Genomic DNA, 18,458 nt, shown 5'->3' with positions numbered 1-18,458 from the left:
ACAACACCTTCATCTATCAGCCTGTTGGTTAACGTGTTTAGCGACTTATTTTTTCTGAAGCTTGAACGGGAGGGGTAGTAGCCAGTTGCTTGGCGACACTGGGGCGGATTGTTGTTGTCTGATTCAGTGTTTTGTACACGTTCAGAGTTTCAGTAGTAATATCATCCCAGTTATGGTGCTGCTGAACGTATTTTTGCGCTCGATTTGCCATTGCAGCCAGTGCTTCGGGATCGGCGATCGCTCGCTCTAAAGTCTGGGTGCAATCTGTTACGTCGCCAGCCCCGAACAGCAATCCCCGATCTTGAGCAATTAATTGCTGGTGGGCGGGAATATCGCTGGCGACAACTGGTACGCCTTCTTGCATGGCTTCTAGCATGGCTAGGGGTAGTCCTTCCAAATCGGAAGGGAGAGTGAAACATCCCGCCCCACGCACGATTTCTGCTAGTTTTTGCCCCCGGAGTTCTCCTGTAAAGACAATGTTAGGGTTGTTATTAGCGAGTTCTGATAACTCCGTGGCAAAGGCATTAGTATCGCTTGTCCCGCCGACAAGAACGAGTTTCCAGTCACGCGGCTTTAGCTTTTGGAAAGCTTGAATTAGCAAGTCTGGACGCTTTTCCGGTACGAGTCTGCCGACATAGGTAATATATTTGCCTGGAGTCAGTCCTAAGGAAGTACCGTAGGCAAAACTACCATCTGTAGGAGCGTATCTGGCAGGTCCGTTGGGGATGTAAACCGTGTCGCGATTGTATGTCTGTTTGAAATAGGTGCGCAGTTCGTCAGAGACGACGACAATTCCATCCGCAAATCGTGCTGCGGCTCGTTCGCCTGCATATAAGATGCGGCTGGAGATTTTACCCCACTTTGCCCGCTGCCAATCTAAACCCTGGCAGGTGACAACGACTTTGGCAGTGGAGGCAAATTTCGGCAACCAGCTAAATACCGAGGGTCCGAGAGCGTGGAAATGAATGATGTCGTATTGACTACCACTTGCCGCGATCGCCCCTAGTAGGGACGTGAAAAAGGCATCTGCTCCTCTTAGCTGCAAACAGGGCAAGGAAATAACTCTCACCCCTTTATATTTATACTGTTCCAGCCAGGAAGAACCTAGATAAGAGGAGCGGGCAAACAGGTCTACGGAATGATTGCGTTCCACCATACGGGGATACATTTCCTGGCAGTAATGTTCGATACCACCCTGGTTGGCGGGCAATCCTTTAGCACCAATAACGGCTATTCTCATGCAAAGTGTGTCTGTTAAATCTACGTGTGTTTGGGTATAAAGCCAGTGGTCTCTAGATTGGCTTAGAAGACTAGCTGGCTTGCTGCATTCAATTTGTCGATCTTTTTTGTCCTTACTCGTTCCAATGAGCCAATTGTTGAATCTTGAGCTTTCCCTTATAAACTATGGGCGAGGCAAATTTTGTTGGCTAGTATAAGAGTGGACTCCTGATGTTTACGTGTGTTTGGGAGCCTAGCGGTCTTTAGATTGGCATCGGAGACCGCTTCTTTTGCCACAGGTGCGGCAAGTTGATTCGGGTCGCATCTTATCCCTGTCATACTTCCTCATCCATAGGTTGACCAGCTAGACATAACTTGTAGACACACCAGATGCTAACTGACGCTGTTCCCAGCGCACCCACATATTTTGATACACATCACTGACAATTTGACGCACCCCGTATGGTGCAGCAGCCCGCACGCAAGCTTCGATTGTATAATTTTTATCTCGTAATAGGATCTGACTTATGGCAGAGGCGATCGCTTCTGGCGTGCGTTCCTGACAGACGATCCCGCTATCTGCACTCAGTAGTTTTGGTGTTTCTCCACAATCTGTAGTGACTACTGGCGTACCGCAAGCTAAAGCTTCTAATGCTACTAGCGGCAAGCCTTCGTAAGCACTCGTTAACACAAAGGCGCTACAAACTTGTTGCAGTTTTGCAAGTTGGTTTGGTGGAACCGCGCCTAATAGAGTCACTTGCTGAGATAGATCTAATCGAGCAATCTCCGCTTTTACCGTCTCGGCTAGTTCTCCCGCACCAGCAATTAAGAGGTGTACGTTTGGCTGCTGCATGGCAAACAGCGATCGCACCAGCAGTACGGGATCTTTTTGTGGATGCAAACGTCCGGCAAACAATAAAAAACGAGTATCGGAAGAGAATCCCATTCGCGCTGCTAAAGCGCGTCTTCCTTCCTCTCGCTGCTCGGGAGAAAGCGGATAAAATACTCCATTATCTACCGGATTTTTGATGTATTTGATTCGTTCGCTTAATTTAGCATAACGCTGTTGATAAAGCTTGACTGATTCCGTGTTACACGATAAAATTTCGGCGAATTGCTTTATTAATAGTCCTTCTAGCGCAAAATAGCCTGCCGGAAAATATCGCCATAAGATTGCCTTCTTGTTATCCTTGGCAGTCATTTGCTGGCGAATATCGTTGTGAATAAAAAGAGTCTTATCCCCCTGCCAATTAAAAGAGGCTAGCGTTGGTTCAATTCGATGAAAGTGCATAAAATCTGAAGCGAAGTTATGCTGCAATAACGCTACGGTGTATTTTACCGTGGTCGGCAGCAAACCTCTAACATCATCATTATCTACGGTAAGCAGAGGGAAAAACTGGATCGCTCTTCCCTCCAACTCTGCTTCTTGCCACTTTCGAGAAGAGAAATTAGCTCGATCTGAAGTTCCTACAACTCTGACATCAAACTCGCTAGCAGCATATTTGATAAAGTATCGAATGACGGTTTGAATGCCTCCTATGCTGGGAAACCAGGGATTAAACTGATAAAAAATGGTTAAAACTGGTTTTCGCATTCTAGTTTGCTTCAGAAACTGAATTTTTCGTCTATTTTACTTGGCGTTATAAAATTTATACTAATTTAATACATTAGGTCAAGTTAAGAACGTCACCTACTCGATCGGCACTCGTTATTTTTCGCTCTGCTGCAATCTCTCTGCCATGCCTTTTGCCTTACGTTTAACTTTGCTGCTACGAAACATGACAGAATTTTGAAGGTTTCTCAGCCTAAATGAGCTTTAACAGCAACAGATAGCCTAGTCTCCAGCGAGAGATTTTTTCTGGAAACAGAGCCTCTAACAGTTTTGGGGTTACGTGCTTTCGTGTTTGAGGGCGAACAGGTTGAAGACTGAAATTAACAATATTTTTAGTTCATGTAGATTTATACTAGATTTGCCATGCCGGAAGCAATCCATTATTGATTAATATATTTAAACTAATAACCGCTACTGCTGGCAAAAGTACTTGTCTAGCTTATGTCTAGCTAAAAATGGATGGGCTGCATTAACATAGTCTGGATCGAGTGAAAAACTAGCAAAAGTGAGTACAATCACCTTGGGAGTGGCTCCATTGCCCAGTTAGGTCGTTAAGATAGAAGACTGGTTTTCGCATGTGCTAACTCTTTTGAGTTGAGTGACATCATATGCCCTCTACTAAACAGTTTCCGCATCCTCCCTGGTTGGCGATCGCTATGGTTGCAGTGTTTGCATTTAGCGCTAGCTTGCGGTTTTGGCAATTGAGTCGATTCAATACACTAGTCTTTGATGAAGTGTATTATGCAAAATTTGCGAACAACTATTTGACGCAGACGCAATTTTTTAACGCCCATCCACCACTTAGTCAATACATTATCGCGATCGCAATGTGGTTGGGCGAACACATGCCGATCGACCGAGATATAGTTAACGGACTGACGGGTTCTTTGCATTCTCCTTGGAGTTATCGCTGGCTAAATGCGTTAACAGGCTCGTTTGTGCCGCTAGTTGTTGGGGGAATCGCCTATCAATTAAGCGATCGCCGCAGTTATGCTGTAATTGCAGCCATCTTCGCCGCCGCCGATGGGTTATTTCTAGTCGAATCTCGCTACGCCCTGAACAACATATATTTAGTCATCTTAGGGCTACTTGGGCATTGGTTTTTGTTAATAGCATTGAAAACCCCTAAAAAAAAGCGCTACTTGTGGCTTACTCTAGCTGGAACAGGTTTCGGTGCATCAGCAGCAATTAAATGGAACGGCTTAGGCTTCTTATTAGGAGCATATTTGTTGTGGATTGTAGCTTGGATTGTGAAGTGGGGAAGGGAGCAGGGAGCAGGCAGCAGGGAGCAGAGAACAGGGAGGGACAAGGGAGACAAGGGGGACAAGGAAGCAACTACCAATTCCCAATTAGCAATTAGCAATTACCAATTACCAACTCCCCTAGAAATGGCTTTTTACCTGGGAATCATCCCCGTTGCCGTCTACAGTATCAGTTGGATTCCTCACCTCATGCTCAATCCCACACCTAACTTTTGGGAAATGCAGCGCGAGATCTTGTTCTATCACCAGCGCATCGGTAGCGGTGCAGACGTGCATCCATATTGTTCTCGCTGGTACACCTGGTTGTTGATGTTGCGTCCGGTTGCCTATTTTTACAAAACTACCATTTCTCTTGACGAATCAGTACCAGTGGTCGGACCATCCATACCAGAAGCGAGTGCAAAAGTAATCTACGACGTACACGCAATGGGAAATCCGATCTTGTGGTGGTTCTCCGCTGTTGCAATTTTATATGCTATTTGGATAGTCGCTAAAAGCGCGATCGCTTCGTTTGGCTTGGCTAAGGTATTTGTAACTGGTAATTCTTCTCAGGCTCAAAATAGAATTCAAAATACTGAAATTCAAAATATTGGGATCTATTTGTACTTTGCTCTAAATTGGTTAGCAAATTTATTACCGTGGATACGGGTGACGCGCTGCACGTTTTTGTACCACTACATGGGTGCTTCGGTATTTGCCGTGCTAGCCTTGGCTTGGATCGTCGATCGATGGTTGCGCAGTTACCACAGAAACCTACGGCTGTTAGGCATAACGGCAATATTTCTGATTCTTCTGGCTTTTGTCTTCTGGATGCCGCTTTATTTAGGTCTACCACTGTCTCCTGAAAGTTATCGCTGGCGGATGTGGTTGCCTTCTTGGGTTTAACTTTGCTTGGAGAACAAAGCCCGATACACGGGTTCCCCACGCGATAGAGTAGACTTTTCTCTTTCCGTAGCCACGGGTAAGGGATTTTCTGGCAACCATTCTCGAGTTTGGATCTGAAATGCAGTATGGGCAAGAAAGCGATCGCGCATTTCTACTGCGATCGCTTCAACATCTGATTGTAAAAATACGATTCCCCCAGGAATGAGATATTTGGCGATTTCTTCTACCAGCTCCGGTTGTACGACTCGCCGTTTCGCATGGCGATTTTTAAACCAAGGATCGGGAAACTGAATCGTGACGCGCTGCAATACTCCTTCTGGTAAAGAACTGAGAATAGGTAACAGCGAATTATTCACATTACAAAATAGGTAATGCAAATTGGTCAATCCCAATTCATCCCGCCACTTATTCGCTTCTTCTACTAACGGTTCCCGAATTTCCAGTCCGAGAAAATTCCAACTAGACTCTAGCTGCGCCATCTCTAACACAAAACGTCCTTTACCGCAACCAATATCCAGGTGCAGAGGCTGGCTGTGCAAAGCAAATATTTTATCCCACTCTGGTGGACTGACCGGAGTTTGATACTTATTAGCTAAAGGATTGACGTGTTGACGAACGCGAATAACCACAAGTTTAGGGAGCAGGGAGCAGGGACGAGCTGGGAGCAGGGGAGCAGAGGGGCTTCAGGTGCAGAGGAGCGACAACCAATTACCAATTACCAATTACCAACTACCCACACCCTTTCTTCACCGATAACTGATAAGTGTTAACTGTTAACTGGTCACTGTTCCCTACATATGGCAAAAACAGAGGTATACCCGTGCAGAAAGGTACTATTGCCCACAGGACCGATTTCACCGTTGCAGAAAAAGCCACCCAAGGGTAGACCTGGTAAATATTGGCGGAATAGTTGGGAATCGAAATTAGCTTTACCATAGAGTCCTTCACCTCTGCCCAGGCAGGAGAACATCAGCGCTCCAGCCGCAGCAGGAGAAGATTGAGTTTGAATTTGATAGCGTTGCAACAAATATTCTAAATCTTCAGCTGAGGTATTGGCATCGCGTAGATGGAACTGAATGCGCTGTCCTGGACGAATGCGATCGCCAATTGCAATTGCGCCAAACTTCGGGTCTACTCCTAGTAAGTTACGGATGAGAAAGTCTCCCTGTTCTAAATCTTGCTTGAATTCGTCCCGCGCTACACCAATAAATAAAGAATTTTGTGCTAACTCGCGATCGTCTTCGCTCAGACCTTCCAATATATCTCGCAGGACTGTCAAGGGGGGTTGAGCTTCTAGTTCTAAGACAATATTGCGATCGCAAGCACCGATCTGATAAGGTTTGCCAATCGGACGACAACCTTGCGCCACAATAGTTTCCAACACGACATTTCCGCTTAAAGCAACACCCACTGCCCCTTCGCGGTAGACTTTATCGTTGAAAAACAAATTGATTCGTCCACCCATCTGATTGCTGCTGGCAAGTCCGCCAACAGTCACCGAACCAGGATAAGCAAAGTCTAGTCCAGCCAGTAAATCGTTGATTTGAGATGAAAATGGCTCGGCGAGCAAAATAAATTGCGGTGTAGGAGATGCAGGAACGCCCAATAGCTCCTCCCAGGTATTGGGAGAGCTATCTAAGTCAGGCAGTTCCTCTGAAACGATATGAAACGGCGTGACTTGCACGCCAGGAAGATGTGCTAGCGTCAAGCTCAGGGCTGGTAAATCTTCTATTTCTTGGGTTTGTTTTTGCCCATCCATACCAATAATTCCACCACCGCTACAGCCAATTAGCACTGGGATGGATATGCGTTCTTTCAGCAAAGGCAGCAGGCGAGAAGATTCGCTGGTAAAAGCCGACGAAATAAAGACTATACCTAGATCTATTGGTGCTTGTAAAGCAGAAGTTGCCACTTCCACCACTTCCGACACCGCAGCCTCTAAAGAAGGGCGAGTTGATAGGGCGTTTGCCCACTGCATTTTATCTGCCATGAGTTCTACCATCCCTTCTCGATCTAGATTTATGCATCATTTCATCTAAAATTATGGCAATCGATCTTCCTTACAAGCATCTTACTTCAGTTATCAGTTGTCAGTTGTCAGTGGCTAGTGGCTAGTGGATAGAATTGCTTCCTCAGCTCCCTCAGCTTCTCTACCTACTTGTTTCCGTAGGGACGCGGATAGGGTTTAAGGAGGTTTTTTGCCTGGTAGATGTGAAAAGTATCTATAATTGCTCCGCCACGCTTGATGGGTACAGTGCCAATCTTTTCAATCGATTGGAAGTAGAGATTGTAGCGATCGAGAAATTTTTGGTCTTGGACGAAAAGATTGTTAGTTACGTACAAAGCATCTTTGCCAATCCATTCGTCAGGTTTTGACCAAAATGCAAAACCCCTCAAATCGCGATCGAAGGTTGTTATTGGTGTTGACGCGAGAGGAGCCAAAGCCATCCCTATTTGTCCGGCGAGATAATAACGATTGGTAAACACAAAGCTGGAATTTTGTAAAGCAGAGCGCAGAACTGACGACGCAGCAAATCCCTGTCTCAACTGCTGAACGTCGAATATTTGGATCGAAGGATCGTCCTCTGGGGGGACAAATCCGCCAAATAAAGCATACTGACTTGGTTTTTGCAAGGTTCCAGTTGTTACGTGCAGCAATGCAAAAAGCAAGAGGCTGCTAAGTGTAATCCCCGTTCCCCACAGCCAGCGACGTACCCAACGAGGATGTGCGATTTTCCAGGCTGTTGCTGCTTGCCCTAACAACAAAGTAGCTCCCCAAAATCCAGGTGTAGCCCAAGTTGGTAAGATTTGTTTGTATCCTCCTAACCAAGTAAAACCTAAGATTAGAGGTAAAGAAACCCAGAGAATTAAGATTTCGCGATCGCTACCAGTCACTATTCCCCGTTCCCCGTTCCCCCCCTTAAACTTCGAACGAGGTAACTTTGCCGACATATTTCTGAAAAATGTCTTTAAGCTGACCCACCACAGAGGAAGTCCTAATGTGGGAAATAAATAGCCAATGCCAGATAAGAAAGTCACAAATAAATCTAAAAAATTGTATCCTCCCGAGGGAATTCCCCGCCGTGATTGAAAGCGAAAAGAAACCCATTCATGCTGGCTATTCCAAATTAAGATGGGAGAAATTGCCAAACAAAATAATCCTAGTCCGAGCAAAGTCCAAGGAGAATACAAGGCAGAACGATAACGGGAACGAGTCAGACAAAAGCCAATTAGCCCCAGCCCTAAAATAAAACCGTGATATTTTCCCAAGCAAGCTAAACCAACTAGTAAGCTCAGGATTGCCAAGCGATAGCTGGGTTGGTATCTTTTGGGTCGATCTTTTTCTTTTTTGTTAGGAAAAAATTCCCAGCTAGCGCAGTATAGACTAGCCGTCCAAAAAAAGATTAAAGGACTATCAGGCAAAGTTAAAACACCGAAACCAATTTGAAAAATTGGCACGAGGGAGGCGATCGCGAGGGCAAATCTTCCGGCTGAAGGCGAAAATAATCTCGCACCAGTTAAATACAGTAAAAATAGAGAACCTGTATGTAAAATTAACGTTCCTAACCGAATAGTAAACTGAGAAACTTCCCCTGTTAACCAGCAACCAAAACCCGTAACAAGTGCCACTAAAGGCGGATGATCGAAATAGCTTAAATCTAAATTTAACGTGTAGAGAAAGTAATAAGCTTCGTCAAAACCAGGATAAAGCAAAATCGCAATGATTATCCTAAATATCAGTCCTCCAATTAATAAAGTGGCTACTTTTTGGTCATTTGTCATTTGTTATTTGTCATTTGTTATTTGTCAGCGACCAATTACCTAACTCGAAGCAGTTGATAGATTCCAGCCTGACTAATTGGTTCGGATTGCTGGGGTGTCAAACCCGTTTTCGATAAAGCTTGACTGGGGGCAATTAATAACACTGACTTAGTATCCGACTGTCGCTCGCTCAGAATTTGCCGAATCTTGCGCGAAGTCCGGGACGGTCGCAGGACGTATGTAACGGGGTGTTGGGTATAAAATACTAAACTGGGTTTGGGAAATCCCTTAGACAGCATAACTAATTCTTCCCCAGGCTGGCGAACTTGGGTAACAGCTTGGGCTAACTGACGTAGGGGAAGTTGTCGTTCGAGATCGACTAAATGAGAGAAGGGGAATGCTACGACAATCAAAAAAGCAACAAATCCAATTAAGTTAACTCCCCAGAGGCGATGATGTTGGCGTTTGAGTACCAAAATTAAACAGGCGATCGCGCTGCTTAGCCAAATCGCTGCCCCCATAATTGGTAAAGTCGCCTGTTGTATACGTGCGCCAATATTAGGCATAGAAGGATCGTCTTCTAGCCAGTTAGGGCTGTAATAGCTGGCAAATGCGAGAACAATCAAGAAAATTAGATTAGCAACGCAACTAAGTTTAAAACCCCACCCAGGACGGCGAAAACTTTGCGTTTGAGCAATGCGATCGCTCCACCATAAAGCCACAATAATGCTAGCCGCAGGCATTAATGGCAAGGTATAGCTGAAATATTTCGTTGCCGCAACGGTAAAAAAGCCCAAGACTCCCACAAACCAAAATACGGCAAATAAGCCGAGATGGTGCGATCGCGGTCGATCTTGCCAGTGCTGGCGCTGTAAAGGCTGAATACGGGCGATCGCCACTGGTAGATAAATCGACCAAGGAGCAAAACCTAATAAAACGACAATAAAGTGGAAATACCAAGGTCCCTGGTGTTCGTTGACGACGCTAGTAAACCGCTCAAAATTATGAACGCCAAAGAAGGAATCAATATAAGCTTCGCCATTTGCCAGCGTGACGAGAATATACCAAGGCACGGTAATAGCTAATACCAGCGCCATCCCGCGCAACCAATAAATTTCTCGCAAGACTTCTCTAACTTTTCCTAGATAAAGCAAAAAGCTGAAGATAATCAGTCCTGGCAAGACAATTCCCACTGGTCCCTTAGTTAAGACAGCTAGGGCAATTAGAATGTAAAAAACCAAATACCATCGCGATCGCGCCTTTGGCAATTCTGTTTGAGCGTACCCCAGAAAAAAAGCAAACAGTCCGCCGCCAAAACAAGCACTCAGCAACATATCCGAGTAGCCCAAGCGTCCGAAGAAAAAAGTCAAGGGATGCAGGGCGAGCATAGTTGCCCCCAAACCCGCGGTCAGCCATAATTGACTCGGACTAGAGAGCCGATTTTTCACTGGGAGAAATTCTTTTTTTGCCCTGGCTGCAATGCCATAACGCTTCAGAACGTAGAAGCAAAAACTGACCAGACACAATCCCGCGATCGCCGAAGGAAGCCGCGCCGCCCATTCGTTGACTCCTAAAGCGTGAAAGGCGATCGCGATCGACCAATATATCAAAGGTGGTTTATCAAATCGCGTCTCGCCATTGAAATAGGGCGTGATCCAATCTCCCGTCACTGTCATTTGGCGGGCAGCTTCTACAAACAAAGGTTCTGTCTCATCCAGCAGCCCGTTGCTACCTAAGTGCCAGAAAAAAGCCATTCCTCCTAGTAGCAACAGCCAGATAATAGCCAACAGCCAAGCTAAGGCTGTCCGATCCGATCTGTTTTGCAGCCAATGATCGAGGCTGCGAGCCAAACTCAGTTTCATGCGATCGCGCGGTCAAACGACTCGTATGAGTGGTCGTGTTTAATTGTAGTAGGGAGTGGGGTGACAGTGACCAGTTATCAGTGACCAGTGACCAGTTACCAGTCAATTGCAACTTACGACTCCCGACTCCCAATTTAAGGCTGTAAAACCAACTGCCACTCAGAAGTTTTGCGATCTAAAACGGGTGCTGGTGTCTCGCCTACGACATATGGACCCCAATAACGACGCGATCCATCTTCGGCGAAAGCGACAATCACATCTCCTTTTTTCAGCTTTAGGTTGCCTTGAGGTAGAGATAAGATCAATCCTTGGCTGCTACCTTCTCCAGGTGCAAAGTCCCAATGGATGGGTTCGCTATATTTATCCTTATTAGCTGTATTAGCTGTAGAATTCGTTCCAGGCTGTTTTGTCAGTAGTGCGACGCGCAAAGGTTGCTCGCTTTGGTTGCTAACGCGCAAAGCCCCAGGAACGGGTGCTGCGGTTGGTGCTTGTGGAGTTGACTGAGCTATAGTTGTACGTTCTACCGATCGCTCTGATGGTGTGGAAGCTGGTGGAACAGTGGCAGCACCGTTGGTTACGTCAGTTTCATCTGAGGAATTTATCGCTGATTTCCCGGGTAAGACTGCTGTATCCGATCCCATCGGTTCGATGGTAATCGAGACTTGAAACCACAGCAGTAATGTTCCTACCAATCCCAATACACCTAATACAGAAGCAATAATTACCGCAGGATAAGATACGGGAGATTTGGCGTTCATATTCTCTACAAATAAAGATAATTCTTGAAGTTAACGTGCGGTTTGGTGATTGAGCGGGATGCTGTTTCTGGTAACTGGCTACTGTAAAACTGGTAACTGTTGCGATCGCCTCCCTATTACTATTGAAACAGGCTCAAAGCTGTTATGAAATACGGCGAAGGAAATATTAGCTCAAATTTTGTTATGTCATAGTTAGCACCAATTTCAAAAAATGCAAAATACTCGAATTAACGGGCTTTTAGGGGCAATTGCAGCAGCAACACAGCGCTGGTTTTTCAATCCTTGGCGGCGCTTATCTTTTTTAATAGTCAGCTTGCTATTCGGCTTTTTCCTCGGTTCGGCTTTTTCCACCATAGCTGGACAAGCGGCTGATTGGGACATTATCGGCGCTGCGGTTTTAGTTGCTGGCAGCGAAATTATCGATCGCATCTATTACAACCGTATCTGGCAAGCAAGGCGCGGGTTGTGGCTAGAAGCACTAAATGCGCTCAAAATTGGTTTAACTTATAGTTTGTTTCTAGAGGCGTTTAAGCTAGGGTCTTGAATCAGTGACCAGTGACCAGTGACCAGTGAGTGGTGCGTGAAATAACCAACAACCAATGAGCAATGATATATCGCAGCTATTACGCTCTTTTTACCCCACTTTTGAGCATTTTTGTCAAACTACCCTTCACAAGCCACCACAGCAGTTAGAGGCGACGCTACGGCGTTTGTGGCTGCCTTTGGGTATGCAAATAGTGTCCTACCGTCAGGCGCAGTCGCGTACCTTAATTCAAGGCATTTTGGGCGGACAGGGGACGGGAAAGACGACTCTAGCTAAAATACTTAGCTTAATTTTAGAGCATTTGGGTTACCGAACTCTGAGTTTGTCTCTTGATGACTTATACAAGACTTATAGCGATCGCCTAGCTCTACAACAGCAAGACCCGCGTTTCATTTGGCGGGGTCCACCAGGAACTCACGATATTCAATTAGGTTTGCAGGTTTTGGAGCGTTTGCGCCAATCCGATTTCGATTCACCTATCGAAATTCCTCGTTTCGATAAATCAGCTTGGCATGGTGCGGGCGATCGTGGTACACCTGAAATAGTTAATGGTGCTGATATCGTTCTCTTTGAAGGTTGGTTTGTAGGAGTCCGACCGATCGATCCGAGCAATTTCGATCGTCCACCTCCGCCAATTAATACTTTCGAGGATCGCCAATTTGCTATCGATATGAATACTCGATTACAAGAGTATTTACCTTTATGGGACAAACTAGACCGATTAATAATACTTTACCCAGTTGATTATCGTCTCAGCCAACAGTGGCGTAAAGATGCCGAACATCAAATGATAGCAACAGGCAAAACAGGAATGACCGATCTACAAATCGAGCAATTTGTAGAATATTTTTGGAAATCGCTTCACCCAGATTTATTTATTAAACCTCTACTTCAAGACTCCCAGCGAGTAGATTTAGTTATAGAAATTAATTGCGATCGGTCTATTGGCAAGATTTATCGTCCAGGTCATCCGAGTTAATTCAATAGTGTTAATTGCTATGAATGAGAAATTAATTACACATCTGTTGAAAAAATGTTGGTCGCGAGAATCAAGCTCTCTATACTCAAGACAATCCTGCTAAAGGACAATGTAGCGTGACTGCTCTTGTTATTCAAGATTGCTACGGTGGTGAGTTATGCAAAACAAAAGTTGGTGAAAGCTGGCATTTCTATAACTACATAAATAGGCTGCGCTACGATCTTACAGCAGAGCAATTTGATTTGCTGATAGAGTATTTAGATTTAGCTGCAACTAGAGAAGGAGCTTTTGCGGATACAAATGCATCACAATACGATTATTTATCAAATGCATTTCAGCAATGCCTGAGAAAGCAAATATAGAACAGCAAATCAATATATCGACTAAAATCTCTTTGTATCTTTACTTTGCGCCTACTCTACGAGAACGCTGCGCGTATGCGTCTTTGCGCGACACAAAAAAAACCTTACTTCCCTCCTTGAATCTGCCTTACCAAATCGTAAAAAGGCTGCCAATCATCTTCATTTGTAATTGACTCCCAAACCGATTCTATAACAGGTCTTACCAAAGCAACCTTAGGATTAACTTGTTGCAATCTCCGAGAAACATTATCCATCTCTTCCCGAGAAAGCTGACCTAAAACCTGATGATAAAGTTTCCGCCACTCATTCCAATAATCTAAGGGTAAAACATCTACCAAAAACAGAATTGAATTAACATTCTCGCGCCAACTAGGTGAAAAGCTTTCCGTTAATTGAATAAAGAATTGATGATAAGAAACCTGAGTGTCTTTCAGCAATATTACCGTCAATTGCAACAGCCGATCTAATTCCGATGAATTTGTCTCAGTCAACCCCAACTTTTGCAGCATCAAACTTCGATAGGCGATCGCATAACATTCATCAAATTTTGCTAATCCAGTTTCCAAATCGTTCGCATCAATAACTGCTTTCAACGGCTTCTGAAGCATTGCCAAATTCCACTGACAAATATTTGGCTGTTGTCCGTAACAGTAACGCCTGGAATAGTCAAAATAAGCCGCAGTAAATAGCGGATCGTAGGTAGGAATGAAAGCATAGGGACCGTAATCAAAACTTTCACCCGTAATCGACATATTATCCGTATTCAAGACCCCATGACAAAACCCAGCCGCCATCCATTGAGCAGTGAGTTCTGCCACTCGCTGGACTAGTTCGGCATAAAATAGGGCATAAGCATCAGATTTTCCCCAAAGATGCGGATAATAATACTCGATCGCGTGGTCTACAAGTTTCTTAATTAAATCTGCACGTTTGAGATAGTGCAAGCGTTCAAACGTCCCAAAACGAATATGCGATCGGCTAAATCTTACCATCACTGAAGATCGAGTCGGGGAAGGTTCGTCACCGCGCCATAGTTGTTCCCCCGTCTCAACTAAACTGAAACAGCGAGAAGTCCGCACACCCATGTAATGCAAAGTCTCTGCTGCTAAAACTTCCCGCACCCCGCCTTTAAGAGTTAACCTACCATCGCCGCCACGGGAATAGGGAGTTGTGCCAGAACCTTTCGTGCCAAAATCGTAGAGTTCGCCGTCTACGCCGCGCACTTGACCGTAGAGAAAACCCCTCCCATCACCTAAAAACGGGTTATACTCACCAAATTGATAGCCGTGGTAGCGGAGTGCTAGTAGAGGCTCTCGTCCTTGAAATTTACCAAAAGCCTCAATAAAATCTGTATCTGTTACTGCTGCGGGATCTAGTCCAATTTGGGGTAACAAGCGATCGCTACGATAGCGCAAAACATGCTGGGGAAATTCGGCAGCGCTGACTTCATCAAAATAATCGTCGCCTAGAGATTCTAAGGCAGGTTCGTAGTCGAGGAACAGAAAAGGATTGGGTCTATTCATCACCAGCGGGTTTAATGAGCTGCACAGTCTCTATTGTTGCATCTAGACTAATGTAAGTATTTCTTCCTTTTGTCCGATCCACACGCAGACGTGAAAACATAAGATCGATTAAAGAATATGGTTGTAGTTGCTTGTATTCATTGAAAAGTGACTGCCGTGTTCGTTTGCCGCAGGCAAGTAGAGCGAATGGTCAAACCCGATTGCTTTACACAACGATCGCAGAATAAACCTTTGACAATCGCTTTTGACAATTGCGAAGGTTTTCTATACTGAGAAGAGGAATACTGGACTACTTTACATCTATGAGCAACATCCAAGATCAAATCGAACAGGAAAGAGAGCTAGCAAGACGTGCTTGCGAAACCACCGGCGACAATTCTGCCGAGTGCGCGGCAGCTTGGGACGCAGTAGAAGAACTACAAGCTGAGGCTTCCCACAAACGGCAAGTCAAGCCCAAAAATTCTCTAGAAATGTACTGCGATGAAAATCCTGATGCTGCTGAATGCCGCGTTTACGACGAATAAAGTTCAAGCTAGCATTACCGAACATTAACTTAGATGGCAACAAGGATAACTTTTCTGTATCCTTTGTTGCTATTTTTCATCAAACAATTGGCACTTAGCGATTAGCAATTATTATTGTTATCGGTGGTTGAATACATAAACCTTAGTCCTCGATCTCTAGCCTCCGATATATGCAAAGTGATATTTGGTTTCGACCGTTGATTTGGATGGATTTTCGCCTGGCGCTGCTATTTACCGTTATAGCGCCCTTGGTTCTGGTTATCTGGGCTTTTGTACGGAAAGTAAAACCCATACAACACCTGCTAGCAATTTACTGGCGGGTAGCGAGTTTGTTAGCGATCGCATTGTACGTGTCCATCGCACCGTTCCAGGTGGGATTCCTTGCCGGATTGATGTCACGCATTCTCATTCCCTTGTCCCTCTGGTTTTGGATCGATCTAAATGAAGAAATTGAAGACCTGCCAGGTAGTGCTTTGAAACTCAGCTTTAATGCTTGGCGCTGGGCGGTGACGCTTTATTGTATCATCGGCGCGATCGCGCAATTACCAAGTTTGCAGTGTGCCTTTTCAGACAAGTTCCTGCAAGATCCGTTGTGTCAAGCTTGGCTGGAAGTTCCTTTGGTCTATAAAGATATCTTTCATCCAAACACGCAACCAGGTTTCCTCGGCGTTATTGGTGGCATGGGTTTAGTTGTTTACGTCTTGTACTTAATCTATTTTGTTTTCCTTAAACTAGGTAAACAAGGACGATTTGCAGTCAGACAATGATAGATTCTGTAGGAAAACGGCTGGAAAAATATTCGGCGATCGCTAAGCAAGAGGTTTTGATCGTCACTGTGGAAATTGACGGTGTTAGCGATCGCATTGCCATCTTCAAAGGTTTCTCCAGTTCGTTAACCAGTCCTACAGCCTTCGATCCAGACGTTCCAGTCATTCCAGATACGGCGAGGATTGTGGCGATCGATCGCGTCGCCAGTCCCTACAATCCTCAGTCTCCCCAATATATCCAGCAGGGGCTGACTTGGGAGGAATTTCAACCGCTACTTACAGCGTTGGGAGTCTAGCGCTCAACTTTCTGCTGGCAAACAAATTTAAGCAAACAAATTTAAATTTTAAATAAAATTACGCCTTCTATTGCTCTGTCTCCACGCAGAGATAGTAGGATTGCGGATAAAGTCTACTAAGAGTAGCACTAAAAAACTACTAAAAATATTTTTGTTTTACAAAAATCTACCGAAAATTTTAAGGAAGTGTTATTCTCCAAACGTGGGTATTGAGTGAGGAGTCAGGAGTAAAAATTTTTATGCTAAAGCAAAATTATAGACGCGATCGCCAAAATAAAACAAATATACTATCAAATAGCAACTCGCAACTCGATCTTCCCGCTACAGCTTTATTTGGTACGGATGGCATTCGGGGACGAGTAGGAGATTTACTCGATGAAGCTTTGGCTTGGCAGGTAGGTTTCTGGACGGGTCAAGTTTTACAGCAGCAGACTGACAACGATCTCAGTCCGGTTATCGTGGGGCAAGACTCCAGAAATTCGAGTGAAATGCTAGCAACTGCCTTATCTCAAGGTCTTATAGCTGCGGGACTAGATGTTTGGCATATCGGTCTATGTCCGACTCCTGGCGTTGCCTATCTCACCAGTGCCAGCAATGCTACAGGTGGAGTCATGATCTCTGCCAGCCACAACCCCCCAGAAGACAACGGAATTAAAATTTTTGGCAGCAATGGCGCTAAACTTTCTCAACCCTTACAAGAAGCAATTGAAGCAGGGATCAGAGGAAAGGCAGTACCCACCTCTATTCAAGGTCAGGGATATTATGTTCGACGACCGGAGTTAGTTCAAAAATACGTCGAATCTTTAAAAATGCCGCTATCGCCCAATCATGGCGATTTTAGCGGAATGCGTGTCGTACTAGACCTGGCTTGGGGGGCAGCAGTTGGGCTAGCGCCGAGTTTGTTCCGCGATCTAGGTGCAGAGGTAATTTGTTTGCACGATCGACCCGATGGCGATCGCATTAACGTTAATTGCGGTTCTACTCACCTCGGACTGCTGAAATCAGCTGTAAACCAAAATTCAGCCCACCTGGGATTTGCCTTTGATGGGGATGCCGACCGAGTGCTAGCAGTCGATTGTCAAGGTAGACCTGTCGATGGTGACTACATCCTTTATTTGTGGGGTCAAACCTTGCGACAAGCGCAAAAGTTGCCAGATAACCTGATTATTTCTACTGTCATGGCGAACTTAGGTTTCGAGCGGGCGTGGCAAAAGCAGGGTGGTAAACTGATTCGGACGACTGTAGGCGACCAATACGTACAAGCAGAAATGGTACGAACTGGAGGTATGTTAGGCGGAGAACAGTCGGGGCATATCCTTTGCCGTCACTATGGTATTGCTGGGGATGGTTTATTAACTGCCCTTCACTTAGCTGCATTGGTTAGACAGGCAGGGGTCTCTTTAACCCAATTAGTAGACCAAAGCTTTCAAACCTATCCGCAACTATTACGCAACGTGCGAGTTGAAAACCGCGATCGCCGGATGAATTGGCAACAGTGCGAACCCCTACAAAATGCGATCGCCCAAGCCGAAGCCGCAATGGGCGATCGCGGTCGCATCCTAGTCCGCGCCTCCGGTACGGAACCCGTAATCCGCGTCATGGTCGAAGCCGCCTGTAGCGAACTCACCCACCATTGGACGGAGACTTTAGTTTCCGCCGTTGAAAAACATGTTGCGGCGTAGGTGTAGAGACGTTACATGTAACGTCTCTACACCGATCGCGTAAAAACTTTTTGGGGTCTAGCTAGTACTGCTAGACCCCTTACAACGTAGGTTGGATTTAATTCGTTCAAAGCAGACTCAATTAATGCACAACAACTAAGGTGAACAACTCTTGGATCTCTAGCATAGTTGCGTCTTTCCAGACCGTAGGTTGGCTACTTTCACTCTTGAGTGATTTACCTCTAGGTCTATGCTTGAGCGATCGCAAGTGGGCTTTTGACAGGGGACACTAGGTCATTGCCCGATAGATTTGTTTTTTGTTTTTGTTTGTGTCCTATGCATCTAAAGTAGCACTGCTATCTTCCTACCACAACCTACTATTTACTAAAATTAAAAAGTTGTGAAATCTCTCCAAATTCGCGCAATGTTAAGCAATGCTGACG

15 protein-coding genes and 1 pseudogene are annotated in these 18,458 nt (G+C 45.2%); 8 read left to right on the top strand and 8 right to left on the bottom strand.

Annotated features, from left to right (window positions below; all coding sequences use genetic code 11):
* Positions 1-37: 37 nt before the first annotated feature.
* Both N4J56_RS18790 and N4J56_RS18785 read right to left on the bottom strand, forming a co-directional pair.
* Positions 38-1,240 (bottom strand): glycosyltransferase family 4 protein, encoded by a 1,203-nt coding sequence (locus tag N4J56_RS18790; protein WP_317107823.1) that lies wholly within the window; start codon positions 1,238-1,240, stop codon positions 38-40.
* A gap of 342 nt (positions 1,241-1,582) precedes the next feature.
* Positions 1,583-2,812 (bottom strand): glycosyltransferase, encoded by a 1,230-nt coding sequence (locus tag N4J56_RS18785; RefSeq protein WP_317107822.1) that lies wholly within the window; start codon positions 2,810-2,812, stop codon positions 1,583-1,585.
* Between the two features lie 626 nt (positions 2,813-3,438).
* Here N4J56_RS18785 and N4J56_RS18780 point away from each other — a divergent pair.
* On the top strand, positions 3,439-4,977 hold the full coding sequence (locus tag N4J56_RS18780) for a dolichyl-phosphate-mannose--protein mannosyltransferase (RefSeq protein ID WP_317107821.1): 1,539 nt from the start codon (positions 3,439-3,441) through the stop codon (positions 4,975-4,977).
* Here N4J56_RS18780 and trmB read toward each other — a convergent pair.
* The 5 genes from trmB to N4J56_RS18755 form a co-directional block, all read right to left on the bottom strand.
* Positions 4,974-5,606, bottom strand: a complete 633-nt coding sequence (gene trmB / locus N4J56_RS18775) for a tRNA (guanosine(46)-N7)-methyltransferase TrmB (protein ID WP_317107820.1) — start codon at positions 5,604-5,606, stop codon at positions 4,974-4,976. The genes N4J56_RS18780 and trmB overlap by 4 nt on opposite strands.
* Before the next feature lie 152 nt (positions 5,607-5,758).
* Positions 5,759-6,967 (bottom strand): FIST N-terminal domain-containing protein, encoded by a 1,209-nt coding sequence (locus N4J56_RS18770; RefSeq protein ID WP_317107819.1) that lies wholly within the window; start codon positions 6,965-6,967, stop codon positions 5,759-5,761.
* A gap of 164 nt (positions 6,968-7,131) precedes the next feature.
* Entirely contained in the window at positions 7,132-8,760 is a 1,629-nt protein-coding gene (locus N4J56_RS18765) for a glycosyltransferase family 39 protein (RefSeq protein WP_317107818.1), read from the bottom strand.
* Positions 8,761-8,795: 35 nt separating this feature from the next.
* On the bottom strand, positions 8,796-10,601 hold the full coding sequence (locus N4J56_RS18760) for a glycosyltransferase family 39 protein (RefSeq protein ID WP_317107817.1): 1,806 nt from the start codon (positions 10,599-10,601) through the stop codon (positions 8,796-8,798).
* 134 nt (positions 10,602-10,735) lie between these two features.
* The gene (locus tag N4J56_RS18755; protein WP_317107816.1) at positions 10,736-11,359 is read right to left on the bottom strand and encodes a hypothetical protein; all 624 of its coding nucleotides are present in this window, start codon (positions 11,357-11,359) and stop codon (positions 10,736-10,738) included.
* A gap of 211 nt (positions 11,360-11,570) precedes the next feature.
* Here N4J56_RS18755 and N4J56_RS18750 point away from each other — a divergent pair, with 211 nt between their 5' ends.
* The 3 genes and pseudogenes from N4J56_RS18750 to N4J56_RS18740 all read left to right on the top strand — a co-directional run bounded on the left by N4J56_RS18750 (position 11,571) and on the right by N4J56_RS18740 (position 13,244).
* Entirely contained in the window at positions 11,571-11,903 is a 333-nt protein-coding gene (locus N4J56_RS18750; protein ID WP_317107815.1) for a DUF565 domain-containing protein, read from the top strand.
* Positions 11,904-11,958: 55 nt separating this feature from the next.
* Positions 11,959-12,882: a glycerate kinase gene (locus N4J56_RS18745; RefSeq protein ID WP_317107814.1), complete on the top strand. Its 924-nt coding sequence runs from the start codon at positions 11,959-11,961 to the stop codon at positions 12,880-12,882.
* 19 nt (positions 12,883-12,901) lie between these two features.
* Positions 12,902-13,244: pseudogene (locus N4J56_RS18740) on the top strand (hypothetical protein).
* A gap of 104 nt (positions 13,245-13,348) precedes the next feature.
* Here N4J56_RS18740 and N4J56_RS18735 read toward each other — a convergent pair.
* A complete protein-coding gene (locus N4J56_RS18735) occupies positions 13,349-14,767 on the bottom strand; it encodes a protein adenylyltransferase SelO (RefSeq protein WP_317107812.1) in 1,419 nt (472 codons plus the stop codon).
* A gap of 302 nt (positions 14,768-15,069) precedes the next feature.
* Here N4J56_RS18735 and N4J56_RS18730 point away from each other — a divergent pair, with 302 nt between their 5' ends.
* The 4 genes from N4J56_RS18730 to glmM all read left to right on the top strand — a co-directional run bounded on the left by N4J56_RS18730 (position 15,070) and on the right by glmM (position 18,036).
* Positions 15,070-15,291 (top strand): Calvin cycle protein CP12, encoded by a 222-nt coding sequence (locus tag N4J56_RS18730; protein WP_317107811.1) that lies wholly within the window; start codon positions 15,070-15,072, stop codon positions 15,289-15,291.
* Positions 15,292-15,461: 170 nt separating this feature from the next.
* Positions 15,462-16,058 (top strand): DUF3177 family protein, encoded by a 597-nt coding sequence (locus N4J56_RS18725; protein ID WP_317107810.1) that lies wholly within the window; start codon positions 15,462-15,464, stop codon positions 16,056-16,058.
* Positions 16,055-16,354 carry a hypothetical protein gene (locus tag N4J56_RS18720; protein WP_317107809.1) on the top strand — a complete coding sequence of 100 codons (300 nt, stop codon included), beginning with the start codon at positions 16,055-16,057 and terminating at the stop codon, positions 16,352-16,354. Before N4J56_RS18725 ends, N4J56_RS18720 begins: the two co-directional genes overlap by 4 nt.
* Positions 16,355-16,593: 239 nt before the next feature.
* On the top strand, positions 16,594-18,036 hold the full coding sequence (gene glmM, locus N4J56_RS18715; protein WP_317107808.1) for a phosphoglucosamine mutase: 1,443 nt from the start codon (positions 16,594-16,596) through the stop codon (positions 18,034-18,036).
* Positions 18,037-18,458: the final 422 nt, after the last annotated feature.

Source organism: Chroococcidiopsis sp. SAG 2025, from assembly GCF_032860985.1.
Taxonomy (GTDB): domain Bacteria; phylum Cyanobacteriota; class Cyanobacteriia; order Cyanobacteriales; family Chroococcidiopsidaceae; genus Chroococcidiopsis.
The sequence above is the reverse complement of the archived record's forward strand: the minus strand, read 5'-3'. Positions and strand labels throughout refer to the sequence as shown.

Coding starts and splice junctions, on each gene's coding strand:
- N4J56_RS18790 (WP_317107823.1), bottom strand. CDS start 1,240: ATGAGAATAGCCGTTATTGGTGCTAAAGGATTGCCCGCCAACCAGGGT.
- N4J56_RS18785 (WP_317107822.1), bottom strand. CDS start 2,812: ATGCGAAAACCAGTTTTAACCATTTTTTATCAGTTTAATCCCTGGTTT.
- N4J56_RS18780 (WP_317107821.1), top strand. CDS start 3,439: ATGCCCTCTACTAAACAGTTTCCGCATCCTCCCTGGTTGGCGATCGCT.
- N4J56_RS18770 (WP_317107819.1), bottom strand. CDS start 6,967: ATGGCAGATAAAATGCAGTGGGCAAACGCCCTATCAACTCGCCCTTCT.
- N4J56_RS18765 (WP_317107818.1), bottom strand. CDS start 8,760: ATGACAAATGACCAAAAAGTAGCCACTTTATTAATTGGAGGACTGATA.
- N4J56_RS18760 (WP_317107817.1), bottom strand. CDS start 10,601: ATGAAACTGAGTTTGGCTCGCAGCCTCGATCATTGGCTGCAAAACAGA.
- N4J56_RS18755 (WP_317107816.1), bottom strand. CDS start 11,359: ATGAACGCCAAATCTCCCGTATCTTATCCTGCGGTAATTATTGCTTCT.
- N4J56_RS18750 (WP_317107815.1), top strand. CDS start 11,571: ATGCAAAATACTCGAATTAACGGGCTTTTAGGGGCAATTGCAGCAGCA.
- N4J56_RS18745 (WP_317107814.1), top strand. CDS start 11,959: ATGAGCAATGATATATCGCAGCTATTACGCTCTTTTTACCCCACTTTT.
- N4J56_RS18735 (WP_317107812.1), bottom strand. CDS start 14,767: ATGAATAGACCCAATCCTTTTCTGTTCCTCGACTACGAACCTGCCTTA.
- N4J56_RS18730 (WP_317107811.1), top strand. CDS start 15,070: ATGAGCAACATCCAAGATCAAATCGAACAGGAAAGAGAGCTAGCAAGA.
- N4J56_RS18725 (WP_317107810.1), top strand. CDS start 15,462: ATGCAAAGTGATATTTGGTTTCGACCGTTGATTTGGATGGATTTTCGC.
- N4J56_RS18720 (WP_317107809.1), top strand. CDS start 16,055: ATGATAGATTCTGTAGGAAAACGGCTGGAAAAATATTCGGCGATCGCT.
- glmM (WP_317107808.1), top strand. CDS start 16,594: ATGCTAAAGCAAAATTATAGACGCGATCGCCAAAATAAAACAAATATA.